General features: G+C 35.9%; 16 protein-coding genes, 7 tRNA genes and 1 pseudogene. 15 read left to right on the top strand and 9 right to left on the bottom strand.

Going from position 1 to position 17,060, the window contains the following annotated elements; all coding sequences use genetic code 11:
* Positions 1-17: 17 nt before the first annotated feature.
* Positions 18-941: a V-type ATP synthase subunit I domain-containing protein gene (locus KP713_RS09005; protein WP_252346323.1), complete on the bottom strand. Its 924-nt coding sequence runs from the start codon at positions 939-941 to the stop codon at positions 18-20.
* 24 nt (positions 942-965) lie between these two features.
* A complete protein-coding gene (locus tag KP713_RS06540) occupies positions 966-1,574 on the bottom strand; it encodes a hypothetical protein (RefSeq protein WP_215770191.1) in 609 nt (202 codons plus the stop codon).
* Between the two features lie 188 nt (positions 1,575-1,762).
* Between KP713_RS06540 and KP713_RS06535 the strand changes: the two genes are divergently transcribed.
* A complete protein-coding gene (locus KP713_RS06535; protein ID WP_046949302.1) occupies positions 1,763-2,161 on the top strand; it encodes a helix-turn-helix domain-containing protein in 399 nt (132 codons plus the stop codon).
* 523 nt (positions 2,162-2,684) lie between these two features.
* Here KP713_RS06535 and KP713_RS06530 read toward each other — a convergent pair.
* The 3 genes from KP713_RS06530 to gltX form a co-directional block, all read right to left on the bottom strand.
* Complete coding sequence (locus tag KP713_RS06530) at positions 2,685-3,884, bottom strand: tyrosine-type recombinase/integrase (protein WP_215770190.1); 1,200 nt, start codon at positions 3,882-3,884, stop codon at positions 2,685-2,687.
* 238 nt (positions 3,885-4,122) lie between these two features.
* Positions 4,123-4,198: transfer RNA gene (locus tag KP713_RS06525), tRNA-Ala, on the bottom strand.
* 80 nt (positions 4,199-4,278) lie between these two features.
* Positions 4,279-5,721, bottom strand: coding sequence for a glutamate--tRNA ligase (gene gltX / locus KP713_RS06520; RefSeq protein WP_215770189.1), 1,443 nt, complete (start codon positions 5,719-5,721; stop codon positions 4,279-4,281).
* A gap of 170 nt (positions 5,722-5,891) precedes the next feature.
* On the opposite strand from gltX, the gene KP713_RS06515 reads away from it, so the two are divergent.
* The 5 genes from KP713_RS06515 to lpt6 all read left to right on the top strand — a co-directional run bounded on the left by KP713_RS06515 (position 5,892) and on the right by lpt6 (position 8,125).
* Positions 5,892-5,967: transfer RNA gene (locus KP713_RS06515), tRNA-Val, on the top strand.
* Positions 5,968-6,010: 43 nt separating this feature from the next.
* Positions 6,011-6,086 (top strand) — tRNA-Val (locus KP713_RS06510).
* A gap of 58 nt (positions 6,087-6,144) precedes the next feature.
* Positions 6,145-6,220: transfer RNA gene (locus KP713_RS06505), tRNA-Val, on the top strand.
* Between the two features lie 52 nt (positions 6,221-6,272).
* A tRNA-Val gene (locus tag KP713_RS06500) sits at positions 6,273-6,348 on the top strand.
* Positions 6,349-6,469: 121 nt separating this feature from the next.
* Positions 6,470-8,125 (top strand): phosphoethanolamine transferase Lpt6, encoded by a 1,656-nt coding sequence (gene lpt6 / locus KP713_RS06495; protein ID WP_215770188.1) that lies wholly within the window; start codon positions 6,470-6,472, stop codon positions 8,123-8,125.
* 42 nt (positions 8,126-8,167) lie between these two features.
* Here lpt6 and KP713_RS06490 read toward each other — a convergent pair whose 3' ends face one another.
* Genes KP713_RS06490 through KP713_RS06480 form a run of 3 tightly spaced genes read right to left on the bottom strand, consistent with a single transcriptional unit; the run spans position 8,168 to position 10,109 of the window.
* Positions 8,168-8,965: a virulence factor BrkB family protein gene (locus KP713_RS06490; protein ID WP_111407726.1), complete on the bottom strand. Its 798-nt coding sequence runs from the start codon at positions 8,963-8,965 to the stop codon at positions 8,168-8,170.
* Positions 8,962-9,444 (bottom strand): YchJ family protein, encoded by a 483-nt coding sequence (locus KP713_RS06485; RefSeq protein WP_111407725.1) that lies wholly within the window; start codon positions 9,442-9,444, stop codon positions 8,962-8,964. Before KP713_RS06485 ends, KP713_RS06490 begins: the two co-directional genes overlap by 4 nt.
* Positions 9,445-9,446: 2 nt before the next feature.
* Complete coding sequence (locus KP713_RS06480; RefSeq protein ID WP_215770187.1) at positions 9,447-10,109, bottom strand: MOSC domain-containing protein; 663 nt, start codon at positions 10,107-10,109, stop codon at positions 9,447-9,449.
* A 124-nt stretch (positions 10,110-10,233) separates the two neighbouring features.
* On the opposite strand from KP713_RS06480, the gene KP713_RS06475 reads away from it, so the two are divergent.
* From KP713_RS06475 to KP713_RS09070, 9 genes and pseudogenes are all read left to right on the top strand, one after another.
* A complete protein-coding gene (locus KP713_RS06475) occupies positions 10,234-11,733 on the top strand; it encodes a helicase HerA-like C-terminal domain-containing protein (RefSeq protein WP_215770186.1) in 1,500 nt (499 codons plus the stop codon).
* 274 nt (positions 11,734-12,007) lie between these two features.
* Positions 12,008-12,337: a YbaB/EbfC family nucleoid-associated protein gene (locus KP713_RS06470; protein WP_005629464.1), complete on the top strand. Its 330-nt coding sequence runs from the start codon at positions 12,008-12,010 to the stop codon at positions 12,335-12,337.
* 28 nt (positions 12,338-12,365) lie between these two features.
* Positions 12,366-12,590, top strand: coding sequence for an EexN family lipoprotein (locus tag KP713_RS06465; RefSeq protein WP_111407722.1), 225 nt, complete (start codon positions 12,366-12,368; stop codon positions 12,588-12,590).
* 59 nt (positions 12,591-12,649) lie between these two features.
* Positions 12,650-13,252, top strand: coding sequence for a recombination mediator RecR (gene recR, locus KP713_RS06460; RefSeq protein WP_215770185.1), 603 nt, complete (start codon positions 12,650-12,652; stop codon positions 13,250-13,252).
* A 15-nt stretch (positions 13,253-13,267) separates the two neighbouring features.
* Positions 13,268-15,223 carry a DNA topoisomerase III gene (locus tag KP713_RS06455; protein ID WP_215770184.1) on the top strand — a complete coding sequence of 652 codons (1,956 nt, stop codon included), beginning with the start codon at positions 13,268-13,270 and terminating at the stop codon, positions 15,221-15,223.
* A gap of 108 nt (positions 15,224-15,331) precedes the next feature.
* Positions 15,332-15,673 carry a preprotein translocase subunit SecG gene (secG, locus tag KP713_RS06450; RefSeq protein ID WP_021034373.1) on the top strand — a complete coding sequence of 114 codons (342 nt, stop codon included), beginning with the start codon at positions 15,332-15,334 and terminating at the stop codon, positions 15,671-15,673.
* A 24-nt stretch (positions 15,674-15,697) separates the two neighbouring features.
* Positions 15,698-15,783, top strand: a tRNA-Leu gene (locus KP713_RS06445).
* A gap of 182 nt (positions 15,784-15,965) precedes the next feature.
* A pseudogene (locus tag KP713_RS06440) lies at positions 15,966-16,273 on the top strand (integrase arm-type DNA-binding domain-containing protein).
* Positions 16,195-16,521, top strand: coding sequence for a phage integrase central domain-containing protein (locus tag KP713_RS09070; RefSeq protein ID WP_215770279.1), 327 nt, complete (start codon positions 16,195-16,197; stop codon positions 16,519-16,521). Before KP713_RS06440 ends, KP713_RS09070 begins: the two are co-directional and overlap by 79 nt.
* A gap of 416 nt (positions 16,522-16,937) precedes the next feature.
* Here the strand turns inward: KP713_RS09070 and KP713_RS06430 are convergent.
* Positions 16,938-17,014 (bottom strand) — tRNA-Ile (locus KP713_RS06430).
* Between the last annotated feature and the right edge of the window lie 46 nt (positions 17,015-17,060).

The following is a 17,060-nucleotide window of genomic DNA, read 5'->3' as shown; positions in this document are numbered from 1 at the left end:
CTATTAGGCTTTATTTTTTATTGAATAGTTACATAAAAATCTTTTCCATTATCACTACTTTCAATTTTATAACGTATAGGTGCTTTTATACCACTGTTATATTGATTTCTATAAGCTTCTATTGCTTGTTCATGTTCTCTAACCATTTTATCTAACTGTTCTTTAGTTTCAGATAAATATTTATCCCTTTCTTGTTGATAATAAATTTTTACTCTATTAATATCTTGAGGGTAAGATTCTTCTAAAATACTAAGATTATCTTCAATATTCTTAACCTTATCATCCCTTTCTTGATTGAATCTATTTTTATGATGATTATAATTATTAGAAAGTTCCTTTTTGTTACGTTCTAAAGATTCAGACACTTCTTTATCACTTGCTCCTGCTCTTTTATAGTTTTTAGCATCTAATTCGATTTGACTAGACATTTTTTTATAATGATTTTCATTTTCTAGTAATTTTTGTTCTGAATCAGAAATAGCTTTATTTTTATCTGAAGAAAGACTGTTCTTTTTACTAGAATATTCATTTTCTAATTCAGATAGCTGTTCTTTTTCTCTTTTATCCATTTTTAATGAAAATTCATTAAATGCATTTTTTAGCATTATTTCTTTTTTTTCATATTCAGCTTGTTGCTCATTTCTTATATCATTTAAAACAGATTGAATATCTTGCTCACTTATCTTTCCTTCCAAATTAGCTACACATAGATAGTTATCTAACTCTTTATCATGCTTATTTGTTCTAATATCATTTAACTTGAAGGAGATTTTATCATAAACTCTTACCCAAGAAGATGTATTTGGATTACTTAATTCTTCCTTAACAATATCAAAAACAACTTTTTTAGCATCATTACTAGAACAATTTGGAGTCTCTTGTTTACAAGCACTAATTATCAGTGCAGATAATAATAGTGGGATACTATATGCTTTTTTCATATTTAACACCTTTTATTAAAAGAATTATTGATTAATATAATCAGAGGGTTCAAATCCTCTATCTTGTAATTCATTAAACATTAACTTATCTAAAATTGGAAGAATCAAATTATAATAAAACTCTCGTTTAGACCATAATGGATCTTGCTGATATTGCTCTGAGATTTTAATAGCATTAAACATAATTACTACAACTAGTTGAGCTATCCATTTATTTTTTACTCCATGCTGTTCTAAATATTTGAATGCTTTGTCCCCATTTGAAACATAACCTGTATTTGTTAGAGTAACTAATGTATTTCCATTTACTAATTGTTCTATATAAATCAGTTTAGCTAATTCATATAATCTTACAATATTTGCACCTTTAGTAAGGTAATCTGACTTTTCAAATAAAGCAGAATCTTGAGCCATATTCCCAGTAGTTTGCATCTCAATACTTGAACTATTTTCTTCACTCGATGAATAACGTGCTTGATTAAAACATTTTTCTTCTTCAACCTTACTTAAATTAGAAGCTATGCATTCTTGAGTAGTATAACCATCATATTTATTTTCTGCATATGCACGGTTAAAAAATAAGAAAGGAATAAATATAGACAAAATAGTCTTAGGAATATTAAAATCTTTCATTTTTTCTCCCAAAATTAGATAATATTAATTTGATAAAATTTAAGTAGTTCTACCTATATGAAGAAAAACACTTGATTTTGCATGAAGTTATGCTAATTTTCAGCATTCTATTTTATAATTTGTTGCATTCCACCAACAAATAGGGTATAAGCGAGCTACTTTTTGTTGGTGGAGTAAAAGGTTTTTTTATGAGTGTAAATGACAAAATTAGAACAATTAGAGAAACAAGAAATTGGTCTCAAGAAGATATGGCTGAGAAAATGAACATGTCTAAGAACGGCTATGCAAAAATTGAACGTGGAGAAACTAAGCTCAATCTTCATAAATTGGAGCAAATTGCCAATATCTTTAATATTGATGTTTTAGAACTAATCAAAAATGATGATAAGAATGTATTGTTCTTTATGAATGATCATAATACTAACTACTACGGTTCAAATGAGAATTTGACATCAGAAATTGATCTATTAAAGCTAACTATTTCACATAAAGATGAGCTATTGAAACAAAGAGATCTAGTGATTGAACAAAAAGATAGCGAGATTTCAGCATTGAAAGAGATTATTTCTTTGCTTAAATCAAAATAGACACTATCTATAATATACTTATTTTATCTAAATTTATTTAAGTATCAAAAAACGCTGTATAACCTATCTAAATCACTGCTATCAGCATTATTTCTGACAAGATGAGTTACCCTACGAGTTTTTTTATCTTTGCTGCTATAAGCGTCTCTCGCATTATATTGACTATATATTCTATATCTAAGTGATTTCCTATTTTTAAGATCCCATATTATTAGAATTCTATTAATTAATAAAAATTATAGATCAAGGGCTGATGATTCTCATCATCAGCCTTAGCTCTCTATATAGATCTATAATGATAATCTTCTTCAAAAATAAACGTAGCTAAGAGATCTTAATATATAGTAAAAGCTACAATTTGTATTTGTAGCTTTTACATAGGTAAGTAATCATATCTATCAAGATAGATACTCATTAAGTGTTTTTAACTAATTTATAAATAAATTTAGTTGTTTTTTTTATTATTAATAGAGGCAGGTCAAAAAAAAACAACTCCGTTTAATGGTAATTTCTCCTAAAAAATTTAAGATTGAGAACATTTCTCAATATAATCTCCCCACATTTGCATAATATCCCTTCTTTGCTCTAAGTAATTAGCATGATTATAGGCTAAGCTAACTTGACCTCCTGTTTTATGTGCTAGACAAACTTCAGCATGCTCGTGTTGAACACCTTGCTCTGCCAAAAAAGTTCTCGCTAATCCTCTAAATCCGTGAGCAGTTTGCTGACCTTCATAACCCATTTTTTTTAGAGCCATATTAACAGTAGATGAACTCATTGTTTTATTCAAATCACTTCTATGAGTAAACAAATATTTAGTATGACCTGTCATTGGTCTTAGTTGTTCTATCAATGCCATTACTTGAGATGATAATGGTACAGTATGTAAAAATCTCGCTTTCATTCTTTCAGCAGGAATAGTCCACTCTTTTTTATCAAAATCAAATTCATTCCATGCAGCATTACTTGCTTCACTAGGTCGAACCATTGTTAATAATTGGAATAAGATTAATAACTTAGTTTTCTTTTTAATATTAGCACTATGTATTCTTTTTATAAGGGTAGGAATTTCTTCACTGCTTACTCTAGGGTTATTTCTTTGACGAACGGACTTGAATGTAGAGCTAATTTTTAGACAAGTGTTACTTTCAATTAACCCACTATTAACAGCAAAATTTAAGATTTCATTTAGATGACCACATAGTCTATTAACCATATCTGGAGATCCATTTTCCTCTACTTTCTTTAACATTGGGACTACTAACGAAGGCTGAATTTCTTTAATAGAATATTTACCTATCAAAGGCAAAAGATGAAGCTCTAAGTTTCGCCAATATTTATTGATCGTTTTCTCTTCAACTTCTGAACTTTTTTTCCCTTTCCAAAGTTCTGCAACTTTCTCAAAAGAACTTTGAGTATCCATAAGCTGCTTTCTTTCTAGTTCTTCTCTATGTTTTTTAGGATCAATTTGTTGAGCTAATAATTTACGACAATTATCTCTTAGCATTCTAGCTTCAGCTAAGCTAACTATCGGATATGTACCTAGTCCTAAATTAGTCCTTGTACCAAGAATAGGTCGTGTATAGTTAAATAGCCATAATTTAGAGCCGTTAGGCTTAATTCTTAGTGAAAGCCCATGACCATCGCATAAGATATACTCTTTTTCTTTTGGTTTAGCTTTTTTTATCTCCGTATCTGTTAAGGGAATAGCTCTTCTTGCCATTAGATACCTCCAAAATGAAGTAACACTAAAATCTTAGAAATTTATTTTATAAATCATTAAGTTATAAGTGATTTAGTAACACTATATGAGTCTATCATAGCATGGTGTTACTATTAGTGTTACTAAAATTTGTGGATTTAGTCAGTTTCTATCGGACTTGTTAGAATAACAAAAAAGCCTTGATACATTATATATCAAGGCTTTATCGGACTATATCATACTATATAGAATTAGAATTTGGTGGAGATAATCGGGATCGAACCGACGACCTCTTGAATGCCATTCAAGCGCTCTCCCAACTGAGCTATATCCCCATAAAAGACAGCAACATGATAAAATTTGACTATGTGGCTGTCAATACGATTTTATTATGCGTTTGTTATCCGATTAAATATTAAGCGTTTTGTGCATGAATAAAATCAATAGCACGCTGAATACGCGGAAGTACGCGATCTCTACCGATACCGACTAGGGTAACATCCATTGATGGAGATTGACCAGAACCTGTCACAGCGACACGTAATGGCATGCCAACTTTACCCATGCCCACTTCTAGTTCAGCAGCCGTTTGCTCAATCGCTTCGTGAGTAGAATGTAAATCCCAGCTAGAAAGTGCGGTTAATTTTTCTTTTACTTTTGCAAGTGCTTCGGCAGCGTTGCCTTTGAAATGTTTTTTTGCTGCTGCTTCATCAAAGGTTTCAAATTCTTCAAAGAAGTAGCGGCTTGAACTAGCCATTTCTTTTAAGGTTTTGCAACGTTCCGCAAGCATGGTGACTATTTCAGTTAATGCTGGGCCATTGCTTGTATCAATACCTTGATCCTTGTAATGCCATTCAAGGTGTTTAGCCACGTATTCTGGCGGTAATTCACGGATATAATGTTGATTTAACCACTGTAATTTTTCAGTATTAAATGCGCTAGCTGATTTGCTGACGTGATCTAATTCGAAATAGTTGATCATTTCTTCGCGACTGAAAATTTCTTGGTCGCCATGTCCCCAACCTAAACGAACAAGATAGTTGATTAAAGCTTCTGGTAAGTAGCCATCATCTCGATATTGCATTACGCTCACTGCGCCATGTCGTTTAGAGAGTTTTTGGCCATCATCTCCATTAATCATGGAAACGTGCGCATAGGTTGGAATTGGAGCACCAATCGCTTTTAAAATATTGATTTGACGTGGTGTGTTGTTGATATGATCTTCGCCACGTACCACATGAGTAATGCCCATGTCCCAGTCATCCACAACTACGCAGAAGTTATAAGTTGGTGAACCGTCTGTACGACGAATAATAAGATCATCAAGCTCACTGTTGCTGATTTCAATACGGCCACGTACGGCATCATCAAATACTACCGAGCCTTCAGTTGGATTTTTAAAACGTACAACGTGGGGTTCATCAGGTGAATGGCTGTGATCGTGTAAGCAGTGACGGTCATAACGTGGTTTTTCTTTATTTTGTTCTTGAGTATGACGAAGTTCTTCTAAGCGATCTTTAGTACAATAGCAACGATATGCTAAGCCTTGTTCAATCATTTCATCGATCACTTGGTTATAACGATCAAAGCGTTTAGTTTGGTAATAAGGGCCATGCTCCCACGGAAGATTTAACCATTCCATTCCTTCAATAATTGCAGCAGTTGCTTCAGGTGTTGAACGCTCTAAATCTGTGTCTTCAATTCGTAATACAAATTCGCCGTTATTATGTTTTGCGTATAACCAAGAATAAAGTGCGGTACGTGCGCCACCTACATGTAAATAACCTGTAGGGCTAGGAGCAAAACGAGTACGCACTTTTACATTTGGGTCTAAATTAAAAGGAGCATCTAGTTTCATTTTTATAACCTATCTTCAATAAAATATTAGTCGTTATTCTACTACGACTTGTTTTACTTCTAAATAAAAAAGCGGATTTTATGCTTATTTTTACAACAATTAAACAAAATTTAATAAAAAGGTATTGACTGAAAATGCATTCTCCCTATAATGCCAACCCACAGCATTAAGGGCGATTAGCTCAGTTGGGAGAGCACCTCCCTTACAAGGAGGGGGTCACTGGTTCGAGACCGGTATCGCCCACCACTTCTCTAAAAAGTGTTCTTAATGTTACTAAGTTTGACCTAGCGGGCGATTAGCTCAGTTGGGAGAGCACCTCCCTTACAAGGAGGGGGTCACTGGTTCGAGACCGGTATCGCCCACCACTTTTTTAAAGTGTCCTTTCCGCTCAAACTTTCCCTTTATATTTAAACGCTTTCTAGTGGGCGATTAGCTCAGTTGGGAGAGCACCTCCCTTACAAGGAGGGGGTCACTGGTTCGAGACCGGTATCGCCCACCACTTAAAAGTGTTTAAATAAACCGAAAATTTAAGGTTTTGCCTTAATATTATCGGGCGATTAGCTCAGTTGGGAGAGCACCTCCCTTACAAGGAGGGGGTCACTGGTTCGAGACCGGTATCGCCCACCACTTTATTTTCAAATTATCTAAATAATTTTCTTTTCCCGTTCAATCTATTACGTTTACGTGATAAAGTGGGCAGACATTGTCATGTCTCATTTTAGTCTGTTATGCATCATAGGGAAAATTCATGATCGCTTATATTTTCTTAGCTTTATTCACGATTGCGGCAGTGATTTTTATCGTAAACTCTCATTATCGTTGGACTTATTTCTTTGCTATTACGCTTTTTACTTTTTTATTTGGTGGCATGCTTATGGTTTCTGGCCAATGGCAACGAGCTTTAAATTTTTCATCTGTGCTTTTTGTGGTACTGATGTTATTTCACCGTTTAAAAATTCATTATTACAAACAGCCTTTGTTAATTTCAGATTTCTTTCTTGTGGTGGATTGGCGAAATTGGGAAACCTTAATTCATTATAAAGGTGCATTGTTTGGCGTTATTGGGCTACTGGCGTTATTAGGTTATGCGATTTTTGGTTTTAATGATGTCGAGTCTTTAGGGCTATTAGGTAACAGCATGGGGGCGTTATTGTTTATCGTTAGCTTTAGCTTGATGTGGCATTATTCTAAAAGGCCAAGTGCGGTGCAAGTTTGGTTAGATTCTTTGCCCGATGATGGTCGTGATGTGTTTTTAAATTTACCAATGTCTTGCCGCGGTATTTTTTTCAAAGTGCCAAATTTTGATGGCAATAGCCAAAATTTTATTGAAAAAATGATCGCACTTTCATCTGATCCAAACAACCAATCTGAAACAAAACCTGATATTGTTGTGACATTAATGGAATCCACGTTGAACCCTCATCAATTTGCTTTTAGTCAGCAATCTATTCCAGCACTTTCCATGTTTGAACCCCAAAATGATACAGTATTTGCTTCGCCGTTGCGTGTGCATACTTTTGCTGGAGCAACTTGGAAATCAGAATTTGCTTTTTTAGCCGGCGTGCCTTCGACCGATTTTGGTGCGTTAGCAAGTGGCGTTTTTTATTCTGTTGTACCGCACTTGCAATCAGGTTTAGTGAAAAATCTAAAAGCACAAGGATATTTTTGTGTTGCCTTGTCGCCTTTTACAAAAGGTAATTACAATGCGAAATCTGCTTATGATCATTTCGGTTTTGATTTGATGTTGCAGCCACAAGATCTTGGTTATCCTGCGCCTATTAGTAAAAATCTTTGGGATATTAGTAGTGAAGAAATGATGAAGTACACCAGAATAATTTTGGAAAAGCAGCATCCTGAATTAGAAAATGTAGATCAGCCGATGTTTGTTTATGTGTTGACTATGCGAGAACATGGTCCATATGAATTGGGCATGGAAAATACATTTAATCTTCAAATGCCTAATTTAGGAGCTAAAAGTATTTCTGCATTGAATGACTATACTCAACGTATTGTCGCATTGAATGATGCGATTGAAGGGATGAATAGCTATTTACATGAACGTAAAAAGCCTTTTGTTCTAGGTTATTTCGGTGATCACCAAGTGGCATTTGATAATGTTATCCCTCTGAAGAAAGGGGATTATGTCCAGCCTGATTATGTGACACAATTTGTTGTAAGAAGTAATTGTGCGAGTCAATTTAAGCAAGAGCAACGTTTTTTAGATCTCGCTTTTGCCGGAGGCGTCTTGATGAATGTAGCTGGATTATCAGCAGAAGATGAATTTATGAAAGCGAATATGGCAATGTGTAAACTAAGTCACGGAAAATTGGAGGATTCTTCTAATCCTGCATTCGTGAACGACTATCGTCATTATCTCTATCAAACCTTAAAGATTGCAAAATAGCTAAATAAAAAAGACCGATATTGATAATCGGTCTTTCTATTTTTATTCTTTTAACTCTCCTAATACTTCAGATAATTGCGCCCCGACTAACACAACTAGCCAGCTAATCTGAATCCACAACAGCATAATTGGCAATGTTGCCATTGCGCCATAGATTAGTTGATAAGAAGGGAATGTAGTGATATACCAAGTAAAGGCTTGTTTACCGAGTGTAAAGAAAATCGCGGCAATAAGCGCACCACAAGCAGAATATCTTGTATCCACTTTCTTATTTGGCACGATGGTATAAATCAATGTGAAAATAAACCATGTGAAAAAGAAAGGGAGTAAACTGAGCAATTTCACACCGAGCGAAAGTGTTTCTGATTGTTCAAACATCACTTTTATATAAGAGCTAATCCCTATACTTGTACCTATAAGGAGAGGTCCAAAAGTCAGAATCATCCAGTAAATCGCGAAAGAGGTAAAAATAGGGCGAATACTGGTATCATGCCAAATGCTGTTAAGGGTTCGGTCGATGTTATTAATTAGCATCAATGCAACGGCAATTAAACTTACAATTCCCACCGCACTCATTTTCTTTGAGTTTGAGACGAATTGATCGATATATTCGCCTACCATATCACTCGCTGATGGCGCAAAATTGGTGAAAATCATTTCTTTCAATTCTCCTGTTACTTCATTGAATACAGGAAAGGCAGAGAATATAGAAAAAATCACCATCACCATTGGCACGATAGCAAGCATCGTGCTGTAAGTTAGTGCGCCAGCAGCTTGGTTGAGTTTATTTTCTGAAAAACGTTTCCAAAAGATCTGGCTAAATTGTTTCAATGAAATCATAAAAATCCCCCACAGCAATGTTTAAATTTTTTACCAGAACCACATACACAAGGTTGTTTCATTGTAGGCAAGGATACGGTCGGATCAATAAAATACCAACGGTTTTCAATTTTCACAAAAATTGACCGCTCTTGATGGGTTAGTTCTTCCTCTTCGCCTTGAAAAATAGCTTTAAATTCCACCGCACTTTGAGTTTTTGTGAGGTTTTCTGTTTTTAAGATTTCTAATCCTAGCCATGTAGTATTGTCAGCCCATTCTTGCAATAGATGAGTTTCTAATAAAGTTTGTTGGCTTGGCACAGTTGTTGCAACAATATAAGGTATATTTTTTAAAACATAAGCCGTATAACGTGAACGCATGAGTTGTTCTGCCGTTTCGGGGAATGCTTGTCTCAAATGAAATTTGCCACAACAATCTGCGTAATGATGACCAGATTGACATGGGCAGCCTTCTGAAAGTGCGGTTGAAATTTCTGACATATTTATCCCTGTTGTTTGAATTTCGATACTTGTGATCGAATTGATCGTTTAAAGGCTTCAGCTAATACTTCAATATCTAATGCTGCTTCCAGCTCAACTTCATTTTCGGGTGCAGATAACAAGCGATTTAAATGACGAATTGTTACTTGCGGATAAGGGCGCGCGAGCAATTTCAATTCATCACCTTGTCTAATTTCTCCCGTTTCAATGACGCGAACATACCATCCACTGAGCCCAGTTTGATAAACAATATCGCGAGTTTCTTCGTTTTCCGTATTTTTTGATAAACGCTCACAAGGTTTACGTGGCTGAGACACTTCTAAAATGGTTGAGCCGATTTGATAACGATCACCAATGCAAACATTGTCTTCATTCAAGCCTGAAACGACAAAATTTTCTCCGTATGTAGCAGTTTCCATATAAGAAAAATCTTTATTTAATAAAGCATTTAATTCATTAAAAGAATCTGCCGACATAAAAAATAGCGCCTTATCCACACCACCATGATGTTTTTTCAAACCCACGTCGTTTCCTTCTGCACCAAGAGAATGAATTTTTACCGATGGTACGGTTTTCTTACGAATTGCGCTTTCGTATACGCTTCCATCTGAAAAGGTTAGGGGTTCAACTTGTCCCACTTTTATAACTAAAATTTTTGCATCCATTTTGATTTTTTATTGTTCTAGAAAAAATTTTCGTGGAATTATAACCGAAAACGTTTAACTTTTTGACCGCACTTCTTTTTTTACTTATTATTCGTTACAACAAAAAACAAAAGGATATTCATTTATGCAATACGATCTCTCTCGCTCAGAACAAGGTAAAATCCTAGGCATCACGGCCAAAATGGCTAACCGCCATGGCCTTATTGCTGGCGCAACAGGTACGGGTAAAACTGTCACATTACGTAAAATGGCAGAGGCCTTCAGTGATGATGGGGTACCGGTATTTTTAGTAGACGTAAAGGGCGATCTTTCTGGCTTAGTAAAGAGCGGTCAATTTCAGGGCAAAATTGCTGAACGAATTGAGCAGTTCGGGTTAGGCAATGAAAGTTATCTCAATGGCTATCCTGTTTCTTTTTGGGATGTTTTTGGCCAAACTGGCATTCCTCTCAGAACAACTATTTCTGAAATGGGCCCGTTGTTGCTTTCTCGTTTATTGAATTTAAATGCTACGCAAGAAGGATTATTAAACCTGGTATTTCGTGTGGCAGATGATAAAGGTTTATTGCTCATTGATTTAAAAGATCTTCGTGCAATGCTGAAATATGTTGCAGAGAATGCGAAAACCTTCCAAGTTGAGTATGGCAATGTTTCGACTGCAAGTGTTGGTGCAATCCAACGAGCATTACTGACACTTGAAAATGAAGGCGCAACGAATTTATTTGGTGAGCCAGCATTGAATCTAGATGATTGGATGCAAACTCGCGATGGGCGAGGGGTGATTAATGTACTCAATTCTGAAAAATTGATTAATTCCCCAAGAATGTATAGCGCATTTCTATTATGGTTGATGGCAGAACTCTTTGAACAACTGCCAGAAGTGGGAGATCCTGAGAAACCTAAATTTGTCATGTTTTTTGATGAAGCACACTTATTGTTTGATGGTGCGCCGAGCGTACTAGTGGAAAAAGTAGAACAGGTTGTGCGTTTGATTCGTTCTAAAGGTGTGGGAATCTATTTTGTCACGCAGAATCCACTTGATTTGCCAGATACCGTATTAGGGCAGTTAGGTAACCGTGTTCAACACGCTCTTCGTGCATTTACTCCTCGCGATCAAAAAGCTGTAAAATCAGCTGCAGAAACTTTCCGAGCAAACCCTTCTGTGAATGTCGTCGAGACCATTTCAACCCTTGGAGTGGGACAAGCATTGGTATCATTTTTAGATGAAAAAGGCATGCCAACGCCAGTTGAAATTGCCTATATCTATCCGCCAAAAAGTCAGCTTTCACCATTAACGACAGACGAACGTAATGCTTGGGTGAAAGATGATGATCTTTATGCGTATTATAAAGAATATGTAGATAATGAATCTGCCTTTGAAGTATTAACTGCTCAAGCGGATTTATCTGCGGTACAACAAAAACAAGCAGAGCAAGCCCAAGCGGAAGAAGAAAACGGCTTCTTAGGTAGTTTGAGCCGAATGATTTTTGGTACGCAAAAGCGCGGTGAAAAATTATCGCCAACTGAACAAATTGTAAATAGTGTTGCGCAGTCTGTAGGGCGAAATATTCGAAATCAAATTACCAAGCAAATTATGAGAGGAATAATGGGGGCATTGAAAAAATAGGTTGATGATGAATGAAATGTGAGGGTTTCCGTTTAGAAGATACGTATCTAAATTACTTTAAATAAAAGATAATTGATTAAGTTTTTGAAATCCTCGCTTTTTCTTGGTTCTATATTTTATTAGATTTTTTATTACCATCATCTTTATGATTCAATGCGATAAATATTAAATTTTTCACTGATTTTACAAGCGTCATGTATTAATTTCTTTGTTCCCAAGAATTAATTTTTTCGCTAGAATGCAGTCAATTTTTGACTTAATAAAGGATAACATTATGTTTGGAAAAGGCGGTTTAGGCGGCTTAATGAAACAAGCCCAACAAATGCAAGAAAAAATGCAAAAAATGCAGGAAGAAATCGCGCAACTAGAAGTAACGGGTGAATCTGGTGCAGGTTTAGTGAAAATCACAATTAATGGTGCACATAACTGCCGTCGCATTGACATTGATCCGTCTTTAATGGAAGACGATAAAGAAATGTTAGAAGATTTAATCGCGGCCGCTTTTAACGATGCGGTACGTCGTGCAGAAGAATTACAAAAAGAAAAAATGGCATCGGTTACTGCTGGAATGCCATTACCTCCAGGAATGAAGTTTCCATTTTAATTTGTTGGATAAAAGACAGAGGTGCTAAATGAAAAAACTATTTATTGCAATTGTCTCATTTTTCTTTTTTACTTTTAGTAAAGATGTGATCACTGTGGAACAGTTTAAGGCAGATCAAACACTATTAGAAAAATATCTCTATCAATGTAAGAATGGTGAAATTCATCCAAATGATCTCATTTGTTTAAATGCTAAAAAAGCAAAGCGTCATCTATTATTAGATGCCGAAAGAGCTCGTCTTTCAGCAAAATAATTTAAATTATGGTATATGATACCTCATATACCATTTTATATTTTCCCATCATAAACACTATGCAAAGCAGTCCACTTTTAGAACTCCTTATTGAAAACTTACGTTGTCTTCCAGGCGTAGGGCCTAAATCTGCGCAACGTATGGCTTATCATCTTTTACAACGTAATCGTAGCGGTGGAATGAATTTAGCTCGAGCACTCACAGAAGCTATGTCTAAAATTGGACATTGTTCACAATGTCGAGACTTTACGGAAGAAGATACTTGCAACATTTGCAATAATCCACGCCGTCAAAATTCAGGTTTGCTTTGTGTCGTTGAAATGCCCGCAGATATTCAAGCTATTGAGCAAACTGGACAATTTTCAGGACGTTATTTTGTTTTAATGGGACACTTATCACCACTTGATGGTATTGGTCCTCGTGAAATTGGCTTAGATTTACTGCAAAAACGTTTAGTAGAAGAATCTTTCCACGAGGTGATTCTTGCAACAAACCCAACAGTGGAAGGTGATGCAACAGCAAACTACATCGCTGAAATGTGCCGCCAACATAATATCAAAGTGAGTCGTATCGCTCATGGAATTCCTGTCGGTGGTGAACTGGAAACTGTGGACGGCACAACACTGACTCACTCTTTTCTAGGTCGTCGTCAAATCGACTAATCTTCTCATACTATTATGCGTTTATTTATCGCCGAAAAACCAAGCTTAGCTCGCGCTATTGCTGATGTGCTCCCCAAACCCCATCAACGTGGAGAGGGTTTTATAAAATGTGGCGATAATGATGTGGTAACTTGGTGTGTAGGGCATCTACTCGAGCAAGCAGAACCCGATGCCTATGATCCTAAATTCAAACAATGGCGTTTAGAACATCTCCCTATCATTCCTGAAAAATGGCAACTTTTACCGCGAAAAGAAGTAAAAAAACAGCTTTCTGTGGTGGAAAAACTGATTCATCAAGCGGATACACTTGTTAATGCAGGAGACCCAGATAGAGAAGGACAATTACTTGTAGATGAAGTGTTCAGTTATGCTAATTTATCTGCCGAAAAACGCGATAAAATTTTACGCTGCTTGATTAGCGATCTGAATCCAAGTGCGGTAGAAAAAGCGGTTAAAAAATTACAACCAAACCGTAACTTTATTCCTCTAGCCACATCTGCACTCGCACGAGCCCGCGCCGATTGGCTTTATGGCATCAATATGACAAGAGCCTATACTATTCGTGGCCGACAAGCTGGCTATGATGGCGTGCTTTCTGTTGGCCGAGTGCAAACCCCAGTGCTAGGTTTAATTGTACGTCGAGATTTGGAAATTGAACATTTCCAACCCAAAGACTTTTTTGAAGTACTAGCTTGGATTAATCCAGAGAATAAAGAAGAAAAAACTCAGGAGAAATCAACCGCACTTTTCAGTGCCTTATGGCAACCAAGCAAAGCTTGTGAAGATTACCAAGATGATGACGGCAGGGTGCTCTCTAAAGGATTAGCAGAAAATGTTGTAAAACGTATTACAAATCAACCAGCAGAAGTAACTGAATACAAAGACGTTCGTGAAAAAGAAACGGTGCCCTTGCCTTATTCCCTTTCTGCGTTACAAATTGATGCAGCAAAGCGATTCGGTATGTCAGCTCAAACCGTATTAGATACGTGCCAACGCCTATATGAAACTCATCGTTTAATTACCTATCCACGTTCTGATTGTCGCTATTTACCCGAAGAACATTTTGCCGAACGACACAATGTACTAAATGCAATTTCAACCCATTGTGAAGCTTATCAAGTCTTACCAAATGTCATTTCAACTGAACAGCGAAATCGCTGTTGGAATGATAAAAAAGTAGAAGCTCACCATGCAATCATTCCAACGGCTAAAAATCGTTCAGTAAATCTAACACAAGAAGAACGTAATATTTACAACCTTATCGCTCGCCAATATTTAATGCAATTTTGTCCTGATGCAGAATATCGTAAAAGCAAAATCACATTGAATATTGCTGGTGGTACTTTTATAGCCCAAGCGCGAAATTTACAAACGGCTGGGTGGAAAGAATTATTAGGCAAAGAAGACGATACAGAAAATCAAGAACCCTTATTACCAATAGTAAAGAAAGGACAAATTTTGCATTGTGAACGCGGAGAGGTAATTAGTAAAAAAACTCAGCCGGCAAGGCCTTTCACTGATGCAACTTTGCTTTCAGCAATGACGGGGATTGCACGATTTGTACAGGATAAAGAACTCAAAAAAATTCTGCGAGAAACAGATGGATTGGGCACAGAGGCTACTCGCGCTGGCATCATTGAGTTACTTTTTAAACGCGGTTTTTTAACTAAAAAAGGGCGAAATATTCATAGCACAGAAACTGGAAGAATTTTAATTCAGGCATTACCAGATATTGCCACCCAACCAGATATGACTGCCCATTGGGAATCACAACTCACAGACATTAGTCAAAAACAAGCAACCTATCAGCAATTTATGCATAACTTGAATCAAATGTTGCCTGATTTAGTCCGTTTTGTAGATCTTAATGCATTAAGACAATTAAGCCGCATTAAAATGATCAAATCCAATAGAACAAAACCTAAAAGTGCGGTAAAAAAATTGAGTAAATCAAACGGTCAAACTGATTAAAGTTAAACCAATTAATATTTTTTTTATGCAAAGCACTTGCGAGAAAATTGAATTTTCTATAACATTCACGACCAGTTTTCTTGCAAAATTGCAAATTAGAGAGAAAAAATGTATCAAGTTCTTTTATTTATTTATGTTGTTGTCGCGATTGCCTTGATCGGGTTTATTCTCGTTCAACAAGGTAAAGGAGCGAACGCTGGCGCATCTTTTGGTGGTGGCGCATCAGGTACAATGTTTGGCTCTGCTGGTGCAGGTAACTTTTTAACACGTACTAGCGCAATTTTAGCAACCGCATTTTTTGTTATTGCTCTTGTTTTAGGTAACATGAATTCACATAAAGGCAATATTCAAAAAGGTGCTTTCGACGATTTATCACAAGCTGCAGAGCAAGTTCAGCAACAACAAACAGCTCCAGCGAAAGAAAATAAAAATAGCGACATTCCACAATAAAATAGGATTAGCATAAAAATTAACGCTCTGGTGGTGGAATTGGTAGACACGCTATCTTGAGGGGGTAGTGACCACAGGTCGTGCGAGTTCAAGTCTCGCCCAGAGCACCATTTGACTAAACAAAACCCCGCGAAACTAATCGCGGGGTTTTGTTTTATCCAGCTCTCACAAGGGTTTATAGCACTTTTACCCCTCATATCTAATCGTCTTTAATCGCTGTTTTTAGTAACACCAACTTATTCGATGTTACTATATCTATTATCTTGTATTACTGCGTTAGGGAAGAAATCTTATGTCTAGAACCAAAAAACCTTTAACAGATACAGAAATCAGAAAAGTAAAGCCAAAAGAAAAAGAATATTCATTATCTGATGGAAATGGCCTTATTCTAAGAGTTAAGCCAAACGGCTCTAAAATTTGGCTATTTAACTACTATTATCCAGTTACAAAAAAAGAACAAATGCTGGCATTGGAATGTATCCCCAAATCCAATTAGCAGATGCTCGTGCTAAACGTGAAGAATATCGTGCGTTACTTGCGAAAGTTATCGATCCACAAGAAGAAAAAACCGCATCCAACAAGAATATGAAAACCGTTTAAAAGATACTTTCCGTTCTGTTGCAAAAAGTTACTTTAATGGTATCTACAAAGAAAAAGCTAAAAATCCAGAAACACGAGAAAAGAATTGGGAAAGATTGAAAAATCATATCTTCCCTTATATTGGCGATAAGCATGTATCAGAAATAAAAGTGAAAGAGTTAGCTAGCATTTATGAAAAAATAGCAGATAGAAGTAACACGCTCAAAAAATACATCAGCTTGTCGGTGCAATTATGGATCATACACTAAAAAGAAATTATATAGGGCATCATTTGACTAAACAAAACCAGCGATAACTAATCGTGTTTTTTCCGTTTTTTACAAAGCTTTATCATAGTTTTTACAAGAGTAATTCAACTGCTTCAAGTATTTATAACCATATATTTTATAACTATTTTTTAACCAAGCCTTATAATCTCATCATTGTTTAAATTTCCTAGTTACAAAAATGCCTAAAATTCCTAAATCTATAAGTCTCACGGTGAGCAAAAATATTGAGCTAAAAGTATAAGAATAACTAAGCATATAACTTAAAAATATGGTTGTAAACGTAGAAGTTAACAGGGGAACGCAAGAGTGTAAAAGATAAAAACTTGGTAAGGTGAGTATTTATAAGGTCTTATTGAATGAAGATGAAAGAATAAATAAGAGGAGAAAATTTGAGTTGGTCCCCCCTACCGGACTTGAACCAGTGACCAAGCGATTATGAGTCGCCTGCTCTAACCGACTGAGCTAAGGGGGGGAGGTGTGGTGATTATAGAGAAATAATCACTTGAAGTCTATAAAAG

Source organism: Haemophilus sp. SZY H36 (assembly GCF_018829625.1).
Taxonomy (GTDB): Bacteria; Pseudomonadota; Gammaproteobacteria; order Enterobacterales; family Pasteurellaceae; genus Haemophilus; species Haemophilus haemolyticus_K.
This window is presented reverse-complemented; position numbering and strand designations above follow the sequence as displayed.